Origin of the sequence: Pseudomonas sp. PDM26 (assembly GCF_019219185.1) — a bacterium.
In the GTDB taxonomy this organism is placed as follows: Bacteria; Pseudomonadota; Gammaproteobacteria; order Pseudomonadales; family Pseudomonadaceae; genus Aquipseudomonas.
Genome location: NZ_JAHUWC010000008.1, coordinates 142,999 through 159,994, shown reverse-complemented (window position 1 = coordinate 159,994; position 16,996 = coordinate 142,999). Strand labels below are relative to the sequence as shown.

Genomic DNA, 16,996 nt, shown 5'->3' with positions numbered 1-16,996 from the left:
GGCGATTAACCGTCCTTCTCGATTTCACAGAGTAGCGGATGCTGGCTTTCCCTGGCGTACTGGTTGACCTGCATGGCCTTGGTCTCGGCGATGTCGCGGGTAAACACTCCACATACTGCCCGTCCTTCTGTGTGGACGGCCAGCATGACCTTGGTCGCCAGCTCGCGATTCAGGTTAAAAAACACCTCGAGCACTTCGACGACGAAATCCATCGGTGTGTAGTCATCGTTGAACAAAACCACCTTGTACATCGGCGGCGCCTGAAGTGCAGGCTTTGCCTCCTGAACAGCAATGCCTGTGGAATCGTCGTCGTGTAAATCAGGGCGATCCTGATTGAATGTTAGTCGAATCTGGCTGATTGCATGCATGGAAAGAAAGGTTCGTCAGTGGTTCAAATACAGTGGTGGGGGCGGCTATCAGCGTTTTCAACTCCGACTGCCCGGTCAGCTTGACTATCGGCAAAACGGTGTTACAAACAATAGAGCCCACAGTGGGTAAAAAAGGTCCGCGGAGTCAATCTTATTTACAGATTCGACTGCGGATGTACTGGATGATACTCCAGTGATGGAGTCTGTTGCAGAGGGAGTTGGGTATGGCTGTCGGCAAGGTGAAGTGGTTCAACAATGCCAAGGGTTACGGATTCATCAACGAGGAAGGCAAGACAGAAGATCTGTTTGCCCACTACTCAGCCATTAAAATGGATGGTTATAAAACCCTGAAAGCCGGGCAAGCTGTCGTATTCGACATCATCCAGGGCCCCAAAGGCCTGCACGCGATCAACATCGGCAACCCGGTGGATGCTTCGAAGGCCACCACGTCCACCACTGAACAGACCGTTACGGCTTAACAGCGCAGCGTCAACCAGTCATAAAAAAACCGCCTGACTCAACTTTTTGAATCAGGCGGTTTTCATGTACCTGCGTTTTCTTACATGTGCGAGATCAGCGCATCACCAAAACCGGAAGACGACACCAGCTTCGCACCTTCCATCAGACGTTCGAAGTCATAGGTCACGGTCTTCGCGGAAATCGCGCCGTTGGTGCCCTTGATGATCAGGTCGGCCGCTTCGGTCCAGCCCATGTGGCGCAGCATCATTTCAGCAGAGAGAATCAGCGAGCCCGGGTTGACCTGGTCCTTGCCGGCGTACTTCGGTGCCGTACCGTGGGTGGCTTCGAACATGGCCACGGTGTCGGACAGGTTGGCACCCGGCGCGATACCGATACCGCCCACTTCCGCCGCCAGGGCGTCGGAGAGGTAGTCGCCGTTCAGGTTCAGGGTCGCGATCACATCGTACTCGGCCGGGCGCAGCAGGATCTGCTGGAGCATGGCATCGGCAATGGCATCCTTGACGACAACGTTCTTGCCGGTTTTCGGGTTTTTGAACTGCATCCACGGACCGCCGTCGAGCAGGGTCGCGCCGAACTCTTCAGCCGCCACTTCGTAGGCCCATTCCTTGAAGGCACCTTCGGTGAACTTCATGATGTTGCCTTTGTGCACGATGGTCAGCGAATCGCGGTCGTTGTCGACCACATATTGCAGGGCCTTGCGCGCCAGACGCTTGGTGCCTTGCAGGGATACCGGCTTGACGCCGATGCCGCAGTTCTCGTCGAAACGGATCTTGGTCACGCCCATTTCTTCTTTGAGGAACTTGATGACCTTGGTGGCCTCCGGCGTACCGGCCTTCCACTCGATGCCGGCGTAGATGTCTTCGGAGTTCTCGCGAAAGATGGTCATGTCGACATCGCCTGGCTTCTTGACCGGACTGGGCACGCCTTCGAACCAGCGCACCGGGCGCAGACAGACGTACAGGTCGAGTTGCTGACGCAGGGCCACGTTCAGGGAACGGATGCCACCACCGACTGGCGTGGTCAGCGGGCCCTTGATGGAAACCACGTAGTCCTTTACCGCGTCCAGGGTTTCCTGAGGCAGCCAGGTGTCCTGATCGTAAACCTGAGTCGCTTTCTCCCCGGCGTACACTTCCATCCAGGAAATCTTGCGCTCGCCACCGTAAGCCTTCTTAACAGCAGCATCGACAACCTTGATCATGACCGGGCTGATGTCGACACCAATGCCGTCGCCTTCGATGAAGGGGATGATCGGGTTATTAGGAACATTGAGAGAATGGTCTGCATTGACGGTGATTTTGTCGCCGACGGCTGGAACCTGAATCTTCTTGTAACCCATGCTGAACTCCATTGATTGGATTGAACATCTGGCTTGGTTCGAGCGTAACCCAGTTGAATCGGCGCGCAAACCCTATGTTCCGCCCATCGGCGGCAAAGCCTTGCATCTGGCGAGCTACAAGCCTGAAAGCAAAGGGAAAAGCGCCAAACTCAAGCACGACGAATGACCTTACGCCCTGTTCGCCCCTGCGACCTTTAGACCAATGGACGACATTCGTTGCGTATGAACCATCGGCAGATTGCCAGCTACCTATGTATAATGCCGCCGCTGACCAAAGGGTCACGACGGGTAAAACGGCCTGCCGCTTGATGAAAAGCGACGAGCGTTTCCGCCCAAAGCCGGCCTGTTATCGCAGTCCGGCCACTTGACGCCCTACTGATGCACCCAACATCACAGCAACGAAACCTCGATATTCGGCTCATGGATGACTTTGAACGAACGCGCTTACCCGGCGCCCTCGAGTTTCTGCGCACGCTTTAGCAAAGAAGAGAGAGTTAATCCGAATATGCCCACCCGCTCGAAGATCATCTATACCTTCACCGACGAAGCTCCTGCCCTCGCCACCTATTCACTGTTGCCTATCGTAGAGGCGTTCACCGCCTCGGCTGATATCGCCGTTGAAACCCGCGATATCTCTCTTGCAGGGCGCATCCTGGCCAGCTTCCCCGAGCAACTGGGCGACAAAGCCGTAGCCGACCACCTCGCCGAACTGGGCGCCCTGGCCGTTACGCCTGAAGCCAACATCATCAAATTGCCGAACATCAGCGCCTCGGTTCCGCAATTGCAAGCCGCGATCAAAGAGCTGCAAGCCCAGGGCTTCGCACTGCCGGACTACCCTGAGACCGTCACCAGCGACGCCGACAAAGAAGCCAAGGCGCGTTACGACAAGATCAAGGGCAGCGCCGTGAACCCGGTTCTGCGTGAAGGCAACTCCGACCGTCGCGCGCCGCTGTCGGTCAAGAACTACGCACGCAAGCACCCGCACAAAATGGGCGCGTGGGCCAAGGATTCCAAGTCCCACATCGCGCACATGAACACCGGCGATTTCTACGGCAGCGAAAAAGCCGCCCTGATCGACGCCGCTGACGCCGTGAAAATCGAACTGATCGCTCAAGACGGCACCGCCACCGTCCTGAAAGAAAAGACCAGCGTACAAGCCGGTGAGATCCTCGATTGCGCGGTATTGAGCAAAAACGCCCTGCGCAGCTTCATCGCGGCCGAAATCGAAGACGCCAAGGCACAAGGCGTGCTGCTGTCGATTCACTTGAAAGCCACCATGATGAAGGTCTCCGACCCGATCATGTTCGGCCAGATCGTTGCCGAGTTCTATAAAGACGCACTGGCCAAGCACGCTGACGTGCTGGCACAGATCGGCTTCAACCTGAACAACGGCATCGGCGACCTGTACGCTCGCATCAAGGCCCTGCCTGCTGAACAGCAAGCGGCCATCGAAGCTGACATCCAGGCGGTCTACGCCGTTCGCCCTTCCCTGGCGATGGTCAACTCCGACAAAGGCATTACCAACCTGCACGTGCCGAGCGACGTGATCGTCGACGCCTCGATGCCGGCGATGATCCGTGACTCCGGCAAGATGTGGGGCACCGACGGCCAGCTGCACGACACCAAGGCTGTGATCCCGGATCGCTGCTACGCCACCATTTACCAGGCTGTGATCGAAGATTGCAAAGCCAACGGTGCGTTCGATCCGACCACCATGGGCAGCGTGCCGAACGTTGGCCTGATGGCGAAGAAAGCCGAAGAGTACGGCTCCCACGACAAGACTTTCCAGATCAAGGCTGACGGCGTTGTTCGCGTCACCGACAGCAAGGGCACCCTGCTGATGGAACAGGCTGTCGAGGCCGGCGACATCTTCCGCATGTGCCAGACCAAAGACGCGCCGATCCAGGACTGGGTTAAACTGGCCGTCAACCGTGCTCGCGCAAGCGCGACCCCGGCGATCTTCTGGCTGGACCCGATGCGCGCCCACGACGGCGTGGTGATCGAGAAAGTTCAGGCTTACCTGAAGGATCACGACACTGCCGGTCTGGACATCCAGATCATGGCGCCGGTCGACGCGATGAAGTACACCCTGCAGCGCACCCGCGAAGGTAAAGACACCATCTCGGTGACCGGCAACGTACTGCGCGACTACCTGACCGACCTGTTCCCGATCATGGAACTGGGCACCAGCGCCAAGATGCTGTCGATCGTGCCGCTGATGAACGGCGGTGGCCTGTTCGAAACCGGCGCCGGCGGTTCGGCTCCGAAGCACGTTCAGCAGCTGCTGGAAGAAAACTTCCTGCGCTGGGATTCGCTAGGTGAATTCCTGGCCCTGGCCGCGTCCCTGGAACACCTGGGCGTGACCTACAACAACCCTAAGGCGCTGGTGCTGGCCAAGACCCTGGACCAGGCCACCGGCCAGTTCCTGGACAACAACAAGTCGCCATCGCGCAAAGTCGGCAACATCGACAACCGCGGCAGCCACTTCTACCTGGCGCTGTACTGGGCTCAAGCCCTGGCTGCCCAGACCGAAGACGCTGCACTGCAAGCGCAGTTCGCGACCCTGGCCAAGACCCTGACCGAGAACGAGGCGACCATCGTTGCCGAACTCAACGCCGTTCAGGGCAAGCCAGTGGACATCGGCGGTTACTACCACGCCGACGCCGAACTGATCAGCAAGGCCATGCGCCCAAGCGCAACCTTCAACGCGGCGGTAGCTGCGCTGGTGTAAGGTTGTAAGGGAACATCACAAACCCCGGCCCTGTGCCGGGGTTTGTGTTTTCAGAATCCACACAATTCCCTGTAGGAGTGAGCCTGCTCGCGATAGCGGTATATCATTCAACATTGATTCGCCTGACCCACCGCTATCGCGAGCAGGCTCACTCCTACATTTGACCGTATTTACACCTTGGAAATTGAGGAAGGCTAATGGACTGGAAACCCCACATCACCGTCGCCACCATCGTCGAAGACAACGGTCGCTTCCTGATGGTCGAAGAACTCAAGCACGGGCGTGTGGTGCTCAACCAGCCCGCCGGTCATCTGGACCCGAACGAAACCTTGACCGAAGCCGCCGCGCGCGAAACCCTCGAGGAAACCGGCTGGGACGTCGAGCCGACCGGCGTACTGGGCATTTATCTCTACACCGCACCCAGCAACGGCGTGACCTACCAGCGGGTCTGCTTTATCGCCAAACCGCTCAAACACCACCCGGATTATCAACTGGACGACGGCATCGTCGGCGCCAAGTGGTTGACCCGCGAGGAATTAATCGAGCAGCGCGACAACTGGCGCAGCGAGCTGATCATCCGCTGCATCGACGACTATCTGGCAGGCCAGAACTTCAGCCTCGAATTGATCCGTCCTTCTCTTTAGCCATGCAGGCTCCAGCCTGATAGAATCGCGTCCTTTTTCAAGACACTCATTGAATCCCTATGCGTGATCCAGCCCCTTCTGACACACAAAAGAAGCGCGTCATTGTCGGCATGTCCGGCGGCGTGGACTCTTCCGTTTCCGCCCTCCTGCTGATCGAGCAGGGCTATGAGGTGGAAGGCCTGTTCATGAAGAACTGGGAAGAAGACGATGGAACGGAATACTGCACCGCCATGGATGACCTGGCGGATGCTCAGGCCGTGTGCGACAAGATTGGCATCAAGCTGCACACCGCCAACTTCGCCGCCGAGTACTGGGACAACGTGTTCGAGCATTTCCTGGCCGAATACAAGGCCGGACGCACGCCGAACCCGGACATCCTGTGCAACCGTGAAATCAAGTTCAAGGCGTTCCTCGACTACGCCATGATGCTCGGCGCCGACCTGATCGCCACCGGTCACTACGTGCGTCGCCGCGACATCGACGGCCGCACCGAACTGCTCAAGGGCCTGGACCCGAACAAGGACCAGAGCTACTTCCTGCACGCCGTCGGCGGCGAACAGATCGCCAAGACCCTGTTCCCGGTCGGCGAGCTGGAAAAACCGCAAGTGCGCGCCATTGCCGAGAAATACGAGCTGGCGACCGCGAAGAAAAAGGATTCCACCGGGATCTGCTTTATCGGCGAGCGCCGCTTCAGCGACTTCCTCAAGCAGTACCTGCCAGCGCAACCGGGCGAGATCAAGACCACCGAAGGTGAAGTCATCGGCCGTCACCACGGCCTGATGTACCACACCATCGGCCAGCGCCAGGGCCTGGGCATTGGCGGGCTGAAAGATGCCAGCGATGAGCCGTGGTACGTGCTGTTCAAGGACCTGGAACACAACGAGCTGATCGTTGGCCAGGGCAACGATCACCCGTGGCTGTTCTCCCGCGCCCTGCTCGCTTCCGATATCTACTGGGTCAACCCGATCGATCTGAGCCAGCCACGCAAGCTGACCGCCAAGGTTCGTTATCGCCAGAGCGACCAGCCGTGCATCCTGGAAAAAACCGCCACGGGTTATCGCGCAACCTTCGATGATCCGCAACGCGCGGTCACTCCGGGCCAGTCCGTGGTGTTCTACGACGGCGAAATCTGCCTCGGCGGCGGCGTGATTGAAGTGGCGCAGCCGTGGACGAGCAAGGGCCAGGCCCTATGAACCCGATTCAGGAGCAACTGACAGCACTGGGCGGCGTGTTTCTCGCCGCCGTGCTGGTGGACAGGATTGCCAAGTCCGGCCAGACCAACGAAGCCGGACTGACCTGCATGCTCGGTAGCCTGCTGATCCGCGACCCCAAGGACACTCTGGAAGTCTACGGCGGCGACGACATCAACCTGCGTGAAGGCTACCGCGCGCTGATCGGCGCCCTCGAACGCGACCCAAGCGCCCTGCAGCGCGAACCGCTGCGTTATGCCTTGGCCATGCTCGGCCTTGAGCGTCAGCTGGCCAAGCGCAATGACATGCTCGACGTGATCGGCAAGCGTCTGCCGCAGATCCAGTCCCAGGTCGAACACTTCGGCCCGGCCCACGAAAACGTGATCGCCGCCTGCGGCGCACTGTATCAGGACACCCTCAGCACCCTGCGCCAACGCATCCAGGTGCACGGCGACATGCGCAACCTGCAACAACCGAGCAATGCCTCGAAAATTCGTGCCCTGCTGCTGGCCGGCATCCGATCGGCGCGCCTGTGGCGGCAATTGGGCGGTCATCGCTGGCAGCTGGTGATCAGCCGCCGCAAATTGCTCAAAGAGCTTTACCCGTTGATGCGTAACGAATAATCCGCATCAACAGCACCGAACTCAGCAATACGCGTAATACGCCGGTCAGTTGGCGACGGACCGGCGGATTTTTTCATGTATGATACGCGCCCCATTTCGTTGCCCGACTGTCCGAGAACACCCCATGCAGCTCTCTTCGCTCACTGCGGTTTCCCCTGTTGACGGCCGCTACGCCGGCAAAACCCAGGCCCTGCGCCCGATTTTCAGCGAGTACGGCCTGATCCGTGCCCGCGTCCTGGTTGAAGTGCGCTGGCTCCAGCGCCTGGCCGCTCACCCTGCCATCAGCGAAGTGCCGGCATTCTCCGCCGAAGCCAACGCGGTGCTCAACACCCTGGCGGAAAACTTCTCTCTGGAGCACGCCGAGCGCGTCAAAGAGATCGAGCGCACCACCAACCACGACGTCAAGGCCATTGAATACCTGCTCAAAGAGCAAGCGGCCAAGCTGCCGGAACTGGCCAAGGTCAGCGAGTTCATCCACTTTGCCTGCACCAGTGAGGACATCAACAACCTGTCCCACGCCCTGATGCTGCGCGAAGGCCGTGATGACGTGATGCTGCCGCTGATGCGCCAGACCGCCAACGCCATCCGCGAACTGGCGATCCGCTTCGCCGACGTACCGATGCTGTCGCGCACCCACGGTCAACCGGCCTCGCCGACCACCCTGGGCAAAGAACTGGCGAACGTGGTTTACCGCCTGGAGCGCCAGATCGCTCAAGTCGCTGCCGTTCCGCTGCTGGGCAAGATCAACGGCGCTGTCGGCAACTACAACGCCCACCTGTCGGCCTACCCTGAGATCGATTGGGAAGCCAACGCCCGCGCCTTCATCGAAGACGAGCTGGGCCTGGGCTTCAACCCCTACACCACGCAGATCGAACCGCACGACTACATTGCCGAGCTGTTCGACGCGATCGCGCGCTTCAACACCATCCTGATCGACTTCGACCGCGACATCTGGGGCTATATCTCCCTGGGCTATTTCAAGCAGCGCACCATCGCTGGCGAAATCGGTTCGTCGACCATGCCGCACAAGGTCAACCCGATCGACTTCGAAAACTCCGAAGGCAACTTAGGGATAGCCAACGCACTGTTCCAGCACCTGGCGAGCAAGCTGCCGATCTCCCGCTGGCAGCGCGACCTGACCGACTCCACCGTACTGCGCAACCTCGGTGTCGGCTTCGCCCACAGTGTGATCGCCTACGAAGCCAGCCTGAAAGGCATCAGCAAACTTGAGCTCAACGAGCAGAAGATAGCCGCTGACCTGAACGCCTGCTGGGAAGTATTGGCCGAGCCGATACAGACCGTGATGCGTCGCTACAACATCGAAAACCCGTACGAAAAGCTGAAAGAACTGACCCGCGGCAAGGGCATCAGCCCAGAAGCGCTGCAGACTTTCATTGACGGCCTGGACATGCCAGCCGCCGCCAAGGCCGAGCTGAAATTGCTCACCCCGGCCAACTACATCGGCAACGCTGTAGAACAAGCCAGACGCATCTGATCGACCGCTAGACCCCTTTAAGACGCCCGGCCGCGCCGGGCGTTTTTATTCCCGTCTGAAAAGTGCATTTTTTCAATAGGTTACACATGAATCCTGATATTCCTCTTCAACTTCTGGGCGGCATCACGGCACGGGAATTCCTGCGCGACTACTGGCAGAAAAAGCCGCTGTTGATCCGTCAGGCCATTCCTGATTTCGAAAGCCCGATCGACGCCGACGAACTGGCCGGCCTGGCGCTGGAAGAAGAAGTCGAATCGCGACTGATCATCGAGAATGGCGAGCGTCCGTGGGAACTGCGTCGCGGCCCGTTCGCCGAAGATGAATTCAGCAAGCTGCCTGAACGTGACTGGACCCTGCTGGTGCAAGCCGTGGATCAGTTCGTCCCGGAAGTCAGCGAACTGCTGGAAAACTTCCGCTTTCTGCCGAGCTGGCGCATCGACGACGTGATGATCAGCTACGCCGCGCCGGGTGGCAGCGTTGGTCCGCACTTCGACAACTACGACGTGTTCCTGCTGCAAGGCCACGGCAAGCGCAACTGGAAGATCGGCCAGATGTGCAACACCGAGAGCCCGATGCTGGCCCACGCCGACCTGCGGATCCTCTCCGAATTCGAAGCCACCGATGAATGGGTGCTGGAACCGGGCGACATGCTCTACCTGCCGCCACGCCTGGCCCATTGCGGCGTCGCCGTTGATGAGTGCATGACCTACTCCGTCGGTTTCCGCGCGCCGAGCGCCGCTGAAGTGCTGACCCATTTCACTGACTTCCTCAGCCAGTTCCTGTCGGACGAAGAACGCTACACCGACGCCGACGCCGCGCCGACTGCTGACCCTCACCAGATCCAGCGCGACGCACTCGACCGCTTGAAAGGCCTGCTGGCCGAGCACATGAGCGACGAGCGCCTGCTGCTGACCTGGTTCGGCCAGTTCATGACCGAGCCACGCTACCCGGAACTGGTGGTGGGCCCGGAAGACGTCGAAGAAGACGACTTCATGTCCGCCCTGGAGCAAGGCGCGATCCTGATTCGCAACCCGAGCGCACGCCTGGCGTGGTCTGAAGTCGATGACGACCTGCTGCTGTTCGCCAGCGGTCAGAGCCGTTACCTGCCAGGCAAGCTGCGCGAACTGCTGAAGATGATCTGCGCCGCCGACTCGCTGCACGCCGATAACCTTGGCGAATGGCTGAGCGACGAAGACGGCCGCGGACTGCTGTGCGAACTGGTCAAGCAAGGAAGCCTGGGGTTTGCCGATGAATAAGATTCACGTACGTGTCGCAGACTGGCAAAAGGACAACGCCGAGATCCGGCGCATTCGTGAAGCGGTGTTCGTCGCCGAGCAGTCCGTTCCGCCTGAACTGGAATGGGATGCCGATGACATCGATGCAGTGCATTTCCTCGCTTACGAAGGCGACTTTCCAATTGGTACCGCCCGCCTGCTGCCCGATGGGCACGTTGGCCGGGTGTCGGTACTCAAGGACTGGCGCGGCCTGAAAGTTGGCGATGCGCTGATGCAAGCGGTAATTGGCGAAGCTGAAGAGCGCGGCCTGAAGCAGCAGATGCTCAGCGCCCAGGTACAAGCCACGGCGTTCTATGAGCGCCTGGGCTTTCACATGGTCAGTGAGGAGTTCCTGGAAGCCGGGATTCCGCATGTGGACATGGTTCGGCATTCGGCCTGATACCCTGTGGCGAGGGAGCTTGCTCCCGCTGGGCTGCGCAGCAGCCCCAATAATTTAGGGCCGCTTCGCGACCCAGCGGGAGCAAGCTCCCTCGCCACAAATGCACTCGACAACACCACAAAACGCCCCGCCATCTCCGGATGCCGGGGCGTTTTGCTGTCTACCATTCAACTTGCCCCATCCCGGGCCGACAAACTGGCACTATCAATAAAAACCCAGGGGCAAGATCAACAGATCGCAGCCTTCGGCAGCTCCTACGGGCTTTGTTTATTTGGCGGAGATAACGGATATGTCCCTACGCACCCTGCTCACCACGCTGCTGGTGACCTGCAGTTTTTCGGTCTTGGCGGCCACCGAAATCGTGCCACTGAACTACCGCACCAGCGCAGATATGCTGCCCGTTGCGCAGGATTTCGTCGGCAAGAACGGCCAGGTCAGCGCCTACGGCAATCAGCTGATCGTCAACGCCGATCAGCGCAAGATCGACGAACTTAAAGCCCTTCTTTCGCAACTCGACACAGCTCCCAAGCGTCTGCTGATCACCGTCGACACCAGCGACAACAACTTCCAGGGCGACCAGAATTACTCGGTGAACGGTGCGAAGCCCAGCCAGAACCGCATCATCAACTACAGCACCGACAGTCGCGACGGCGGCATTCAGCAAGTGCAGGCCAGCGAAGGCGCACCAGCACTGATCCAGGTCGGCCAGAGCGTGCCGATTACCAGCTCGCAGACTGATTCCTACGGCGGCTACAGCAGCGAGACCCAATACCGCAATGTCACTCAGGGTTTCTACGTCACGGCAAACGTCACCGGCGACATCGTTCACCTGTCGATCAGCACCAACCGTGACCGCATGAGCCAGGAACGTCCCGATGTAGTGAACGTACAAAGTACCGACACAACCGTCACCGGCCACCTCGGTGAGTGGATCCTGCTGGCCGGGGTCAATGGTCAGACCCAGGCCGACAAACAGGGCCTGACCCGCAGCTACTCGACCCAGAGTCGCAACGACATGACTTTGCGGGTGAAAGTCGACACCCTGGACTAAAGCACCAAAAACTGACTGACGAGTCGTATTAGACCAAAGATGTAGTGCCTGAAAAAAAGCACTACAAAACGTTTGACGAGCCAAAAAAGCGAAGGCATGATGGCCTCGCTCCCGCTAATCAGAGGCCCTGGCAAGGGCCTTCGAGGCGATGTTCGCACCTACCCCCGCGAACCGCTTCGTGTCTGTACCGCCCACAAGGTGTGTTTGACGAGGTTGTCGACTGGAACGAAGTTGTCCCGAGGGACGGAAGCGTAATAGGTAACCCGGCACCACACTGATGTTCGCACCAAGGCCCACGACGCCCGAATGCGCCCGCAGTTCGCCTTTACCTGCTCACTTCCCCTCGAGCCCATCGTTCATCCCGTCGCCCTCCCCGCCGAATCCGACTTGACCGCTTAAGCTTCTGGTCAGCGAGCGCAGGAATTTTCCACCGCAGAACAACTTTTCATAAAGACGCGACGAGGTTTATCTCCCATGGCACTGACACGCGAACAGCAAATTGCAGCCCTCGAAAAAGACTGGGCTGAAAACCCGCGCTGGAAAGGCGTGACACGCACTTACTCCGCTGCTGACGTCGTCCGCCTGCGTGGCTCGGTTCAACCTGAGCACACCTTTGCAAAAATGGGCGCCGAGAAGCTGTGGAACCTGGTCACCCAGGGTGCCAAGCCAGCCTTCCGTCCTGAGAAAGATTTCGTCAACTGCATGGGCGCCCTGACCGGCGGCCAGGCTGTACAACAAGTCAAAGCCGGCATCCAGGCGATTTACCTGTCGGGCTGGCAAGTGGCTGCGGACAACAACTCCGCCGAATCGATGTACCCGGACCAGTCGCTGTACCCGGTGGACTCGGTTCCAACCGTGGTCAAGCGCATCAACAACTCGTTCCGTCGTGCCGACCAGATCCAGTGGAAAGCCGGCAAGAACCCGGGCGATGACGGCTACATCGACTACTTTGCACCAATCGTGGCTGACGCCGAAGCCGGTTTCGGCGGCGTTCTGAACGCTTACGAGCTGATGAAGAGCATGATCGAAGCAGGCGCCGCCGGCGTTCACTTCGAAGACCAACTGGCTTCCGTGAAAAAATGCGGCCACATGGGCGGCAAGGTACTGGTTCCTACCCAGGAAGCCGTACAGAAGCTGACCGCTGCCCGTCTGGCGGCCGACGTTGCCGGTACTCCGACCATCATCCTGGCCCGTACCGACGCTAACGCCGCCGACTTGCTGACTTCGGACTGCGACCCGTACGACCAGCCATTCGTGACCGGCGAACGTACCCAGGAAGGTTTCTACAAAGTGCGCGCCGGTCTGGATCAGGCCATCGCTCGCGGTCTGGCTTACGCTCCATACGCCGACCTGATCTGGTGCGAAACCGCCAAGCCGGACCTGGAAGAAGCTCGTCGCTTCGCTGAAGCGATCAAGAAGGAATACCCGGACCAACTGCTGTCGTACAACTGCTCGCCTTCCTTCAACTGGAAGAAAAACCTGGACGACGCGACCATCGCCAAGTTCCAGCGCGAACTGTCCGCCATGGGCTACAAGCACCAGTTCATCACCCTGGCCGGCATTCACAACATGTGGCACAGCATGTTCAACCTGGCGCACGACTACGCCCGCAACGACATGACTGCCTACGTGAAGCTGCAAGAGCAGGAATTCGCTGACGCCGCCAAGGGTTACACCTTCGTGGCGCACCAGCAGGAAGTGGGCACCGGCTACTTCGACGACATGACCACCGTGATCCAGGGTGGCTCGTCCTCGGTAACCGCACTGACCGGTTCGACCGAAGAAGAACAGTTCCACTGATCTGCTTCGCTTGAGTCAACAGCCGTTGCGGGCCGAATAGAAAGCTAACCGCAGCGCTGCACATCTGATGCCCCGACTGGTTCGGGGCGTTTTTTTGCCTGCACCCTCCCCCAAACACCACAAAACCCTGTGGGAGCTGCCGCAGGCTGCGATCTTTTGATCTTGCTCCTGAAAAACAAAATCAAAAGATCGCAGCCTCGTTTCACTCGACAGCTCCTACAGGGACCGGCGATGGCCGGGCGAAACATTGATCCAGAGCGCCACCAACGTCAGAAAAACCCGCTAAAACGCACTCCGCCGCTACTTGCTGTAACGCTCATATAAGACAACTTCCCGAGTATCCGAAGGCCAAGCAGTTTAAAAACCACTGCAAACAATACTGATTATCATTTATGGACAATAATGTTCGTTACATTCCCTACAAAACATAATTGACGAAATGCCGGCTAATGCCCAAGCCGCAAGGCCTGTGGGGGTTTTGAGGCCCGCTATGTCCTTATTCCTATAATAAATTTCGCTACAGGAATTTTACTTGCCGGGTGTTTAGCCATAAAATCAGCGGGATTGATTGCTGCGACATATCGTCACTGCTTTTGTTTCTTTTCAAGCTCAGAGACCTTTGCTCTCTGTTAAGGATTACCAGCATGCCCGAAGCGACAGGACTCATGGCCCACAACTGGGGCTTTGCCATTTTCCTTCTAGGCGTTGTCGGCCTCTGCGCCTTCATGCTCGGTGTTTCCAGCCTCCTCGGGTCAAAAGCCTGGGGTCGCAGCAAAAACGAACCGTTCGAGTCCGGCATGCTACCTACAGGTGGCGCCCGCTTGCGGCTCTCAGCCAAATTCTATCTGGTCGCGATGCTCTTCGTGATCTTCGATATCGAAGCCCTCTTTCTCTTTGCCTGGTCTGTGTCCGTCCGCGAAAGCGGCTGGACCGGATTCGTCGAAGCTCTCGTTTTCATAGCAATTCTGTTGGCAGGCCTTGTCTACCTATTCCGAGTGGGCGCCCTTGACTGGGCTCCGGAAGCTCGGCGCAAGCGGCAAGCGAAGCTGAAACAATGAGGCTTTGGCAATGCAATACAATCTCACCAGGATCGACCCCGATGCTCCTAACGAGCAGTATCCGATTGGCCAGCGGGAAACCGTTTCCGATCCGTTAGAAGATCAAGTCCACAAAAACATTTTCATGGGCAAGCTCGAAGACGTGCTTAACGGCACGATCAACTGGGGGCGCAAGAACTCCCTGTGGCCGTACAACTTCGGTCTTTCGTGCTGCTACGTGGAAATGACCACCGCCTTCACGGCGCCCCACGACATCGCGCGCTTTGGCGCCGAGGTTATCCGGGCATCACCGCGCCAGGCGGATTTCATGGTTATCGCCGGTACCTGCTTCATCAAGATGGCGCCGATCATTCAGCGTCTCTACGAGCAAATGCTCGAGCCTAAATGGGTCATCTCCATGGGTTCGTGCGCCAACTCCGGTGGCATGTACGACATCTACTCCGTCGTTCAAGGGGTGGACAAGTTCCTGCCCGTGGACGTCTACGTGCCTGGCTGCCCGCCCCGCCCTGAAGCTTTCCTGCAAGGCCTGATGCTGTTGCAGGAGTCGATTGGCCAGGAGCGTCGCCCACTTTCCTGGGTCGTTGGCGATCAAGGCGTGTACCGCGCCGAGATGCCTTCCGAAAAGGAAAAGCGCCGCGAACAGCGTATTCAGGTAACCAACCTGCGCAGCCCCGACGAAGTCTGATCCAGATCTGCCTCTTTCCATGGAACGAGAACCTGGCTTCATTCTTTACGTTGACCGAAAGCGATAAAATAACCATGACTACAGGCAGTGCTCTGTACATCCCGCCTTACAAGGCAGACGACCAGGATGTGGTCGTCGAACTGAACAACCGCTTTGGCCCGGAGGCGTTCACCGCCCAGGCTACCCGCACCGGCATGCCGGTGCTTTGGGTTGCCCGCGCCAAACTCGTCGAAGTCCTGACCTTCCTGCGTAACCTGCCCAAGCCGTACGTCATGCTCTATGACCTGCACGGCGTGGACGAGCGTCTGCGTACCAAGCGTCAAGGGTTGCCGAACGGCGTCGACTTCTCCGTGTTCTATCACCTGATGTCGATCGAACGTAATAGTGACGTGATGATCAAGGTCGCCTTGTCCGAGAGCGACCTCAACCTGCCTTCCGTCACCAGCATCTGGCCAAATGCCAACTGGTACGAACGTGAAGTCTGGGACATGTACGGCATCCACTTCACCGGCCACCCGCACCTGTCGCGCATCATGATGCCGCCGACCTGGGAAGGTCACCCGCTGCGCAAGGACTTCCCGGCCCGTGCCACCGAGTTCGACCCGTTCACCCTGAACCTGGCCAAGCAGCAGCTCGAGGAAGAGTCCGCGCGCTTCAAGCCGGAAGACTGGGGCATGAAGCGTTCCGGCCCGAACGAGGACTACATGTTCCTCAACCTCGGCCCGAACCACCCGTCCGCGCACGGTGCGTTCCGCATCATCCTGCAGCTGGACGGCGAAGAGATCGTCGACTGCGTACCGGACGTCGGCTACCACCACCGTGGTGCCGAGAAAATGGCCGAGCGTCAGTCCTGGCACAGCTTCATCCCGTACACCGACCGTATCGACTACCTCGGCGGCGTGATGAACAACCTGCCGTACGTGCTCTCTGTCGAGAAGCTGGCCGGCATCAAGGTGCCGGAGAAGGTCGACGTCATCCGCATCATGATGGCCGAGTTCTTCCGAATCACCAGCCACCTGCTGTTCCTGGGTACCTACATCCAGGACGTCGGCGCCATGACCCCGGTGTTCTTCACGTTCACCGACCGTCAGCGCGCGTACACGGTGATCGAAGCCATTACCGGTTTCCGCCTGCACCCGGCCTGGTACCGCATCGGTGGCGTCGCCCACGACCTGCCGCGCGGCTGGGAAAAACTGGTCAAGGATTTCGTCGAGTGGATGCCCAAGCGTCTGGACGAATACCAGAAAGCCGCACTGGACAACAGCATCCTGCGTGGCCGGACCATCGGCGTCGCCGACTACAACACCAAAGAGGCCCTGGAATGGGGTGTCACCGGTGCCGGCCTGCGTTCGACCGGTTGCGATTTCGACCTGCGTAAAGCGCGCCCGTACTCGGGCTACGAGAACTTCGAGTTCGAAGTGCCGCTGGCCGCCAATGGCGATGCCTACGACCGCTGCATCGTGCGTGTCGAGGAGATGCGCCAGAGCATCAGGATCATCGACCAGTGCCTGCGCAACATGCCGGAAGGCCCGTACAAGGCGGATCACCCGCTGACCACGCCGCCGCCGAAAGAGCGCACCCTGCAGCACATCGAAACCTTGATCACGCACTTCCTGCAAGTTTCGTGGGGCCCGGTCATGCCGGCCAACGAATCCTTCCAGATGATCGAAGCGACCAAGGGCATCAACAGTTATTACCTGACGAGCGATGGCGGCACCATGAGCTACCGCACCCGGATTCGTACCCCAAGCTTCCCGCACCTGCAGCAGATCCCTTCGGTGATCAAAGGCAGCATGGTCGCGGACTTGATTGCGTACCTGGGTAGTATCGATTTCGTTATGGCCGACGTGGACCGCTAAGC

General features: G+C 58.9%; 16 protein-coding genes. 14 read left to right on the top strand and 2 right to left on the bottom strand.

What is annotated here, in order from left to right:
- Nucleotides 1–5: 5 nt before the first annotated feature.
- On the bottom strand, nucleotides 6–368 hold the full coding sequence (gene clpS, locus KW849_RS17070) for an ATP-dependent Clp protease adapter ClpS (protein WP_032829596.1): 363 nt from the start codon (nucleotides 366–368) through the stop codon (nucleotides 6–8).
- Nucleotides 369–592: 224 nt separating this feature from the next.
- On the opposite strand from clpS, the gene cspD reads away from it, so the two are divergent.
- On the top strand, nucleotides 593–847 hold the full coding sequence (gene cspD, locus KW849_RS17065; RefSeq protein WP_218430485.1) for a cold shock domain-containing protein CspD: 255 nt from the start codon (nucleotides 593–595) through the stop codon (nucleotides 845–847).
- A gap of 80 nt (nucleotides 848–927) precedes the next feature.
- Here cspD and icd read toward each other — a convergent pair whose 3' ends face one another.
- Nucleotides 928–2,184 (bottom strand): NADP-dependent isocitrate dehydrogenase, encoded by a 1,257-nt coding sequence (gene icd, locus KW849_RS17060; RefSeq protein WP_057399856.1) that lies wholly within the window; start codon nucleotides 2,182–2,184, stop codon nucleotides 928–930.
- Here icd and KW849_RS17055 point away from each other — a divergent pair.
- From KW849_RS17055 to nuoC, 13 genes are all read left to right on the top strand, one after another.
- Nucleotides 2,183–2,350: a hypothetical protein gene (locus tag KW849_RS17055; RefSeq protein ID WP_218430484.1), complete on the top strand. Its 168-nt coding sequence runs from the start codon at nucleotides 2,183–2,185 to the stop codon at nucleotides 2,348–2,350. The genes icd and KW849_RS17055 overlap by 2 nt on opposite strands.
- Before the next feature lie 339 nt (nucleotides 2,351–2,689).
- Nucleotides 2,690–4,915, top strand: a complete 2,226-nt coding sequence (locus KW849_RS17050) for an NADP-dependent isocitrate dehydrogenase (protein WP_218430483.1) — start codon at nucleotides 2,690–2,692, stop codon at nucleotides 4,913–4,915.
- A 197-nt stretch (nucleotides 4,916–5,112) separates the two neighbouring features.
- Nucleotides 5,113–5,559 carry an NUDIX hydrolase gene (locus KW849_RS17045; RefSeq protein WP_218430482.1) on the top strand — a complete coding sequence of 149 codons (447 nt, stop codon included), beginning with the start codon at nucleotides 5,113–5,115 and terminating at the stop codon, nucleotides 5,557–5,559.
- Between the two features lie 59 nt (nucleotides 5,560–5,618).
- On the top strand, nucleotides 5,619–6,752 hold the full coding sequence (mnmA, locus tag KW849_RS17040; RefSeq protein ID WP_218430481.1) for a tRNA 2-thiouridine(34) synthase MnmA: 1,134 nt from the start codon (nucleotides 5,619–5,621) through the stop codon (nucleotides 6,750–6,752).
- Entirely contained in the window at nucleotides 6,749–7,372 is a 624-nt protein-coding gene (gene hflD / locus KW849_RS17035) for a high frequency lysogenization protein HflD (RefSeq protein WP_108217855.1), read from the top strand. Before mnmA ends, hflD begins: the two co-directional genes overlap by 4 nt.
- 124 nt (nucleotides 7,373–7,496) lie before the next feature.
- Nucleotides 7,497–8,867 (top strand): adenylosuccinate lyase, encoded by a 1,371-nt coding sequence (purB, locus tag KW849_RS17030; RefSeq protein ID WP_108217854.1) that lies wholly within the window; start codon nucleotides 7,497–7,499, stop codon nucleotides 8,865–8,867.
- A gap of 86 nt (nucleotides 8,868–8,953) precedes the next feature.
- Nucleotides 8,954–10,123: a cupin domain-containing protein gene (locus KW849_RS17025; RefSeq protein WP_218430480.1), complete on the top strand. Its 1,170-nt coding sequence runs from the start codon at nucleotides 8,954–8,956 to the stop codon at nucleotides 10,121–10,123.
- Nucleotides 10,116–10,541 carry a GNAT family N-acetyltransferase gene (locus KW849_RS17020; protein ID WP_095966499.1) on the top strand — a complete coding sequence of 142 codons (426 nt, stop codon included), beginning with the start codon at nucleotides 10,116–10,118 and terminating at the stop codon, nucleotides 10,539–10,541. The genes KW849_RS17025 and KW849_RS17020 overlap by 8 nt, the downstream gene beginning before the upstream one ends.
- A gap of 289 nt (nucleotides 10,542–10,830) precedes the next feature.
- On the top strand, nucleotides 10,831–11,592 hold the full coding sequence (locus tag KW849_RS17015; protein WP_218430479.1) for a secretin N-terminal domain-containing protein: 762 nt from the start codon (nucleotides 10,831–10,833) through the stop codon (nucleotides 11,590–11,592).
- A gap of 474 nt (nucleotides 11,593–12,066) precedes the next feature.
- Complete coding sequence (gene aceA, locus KW849_RS17010; protein ID WP_057399864.1) at nucleotides 12,067–13,392, top strand: isocitrate lyase; 1,326 nt, start codon at nucleotides 12,067–12,069, stop codon at nucleotides 13,390–13,392.
- 644 nt (nucleotides 13,393–14,036) lie between these two features.
- The gene (locus KW849_RS17005; RefSeq protein WP_003223812.1) at nucleotides 14,037–14,450 is read left to right on the top strand and encodes an NADH-quinone oxidoreductase subunit A; all 414 of its coding nucleotides are present in this window, start codon (nucleotides 14,037–14,039) and stop codon (nucleotides 14,448–14,450) included.
- A 10-nt stretch (nucleotides 14,451–14,460) separates the two neighbouring features.
- Nucleotides 14,461–15,135: an NADH-quinone oxidoreductase subunit B family protein gene (locus KW849_RS17000; RefSeq protein WP_007970441.1), complete on the top strand. Its 675-nt coding sequence runs from the start codon at nucleotides 14,461–14,463 to the stop codon at nucleotides 15,133–15,135.
- Nucleotides 15,136–15,209: 74 nt separating this feature from the next.
- Nucleotides 15,210–16,994, top strand: coding sequence for an NADH-quinone oxidoreductase subunit C/D (nuoC, locus tag KW849_RS16995; protein ID WP_218430478.1), 1,785 nt, complete (start codon nucleotides 15,210–15,212; stop codon nucleotides 16,992–16,994).
- Nucleotides 16,995–16,996 lie beyond the last annotated feature (2 nt).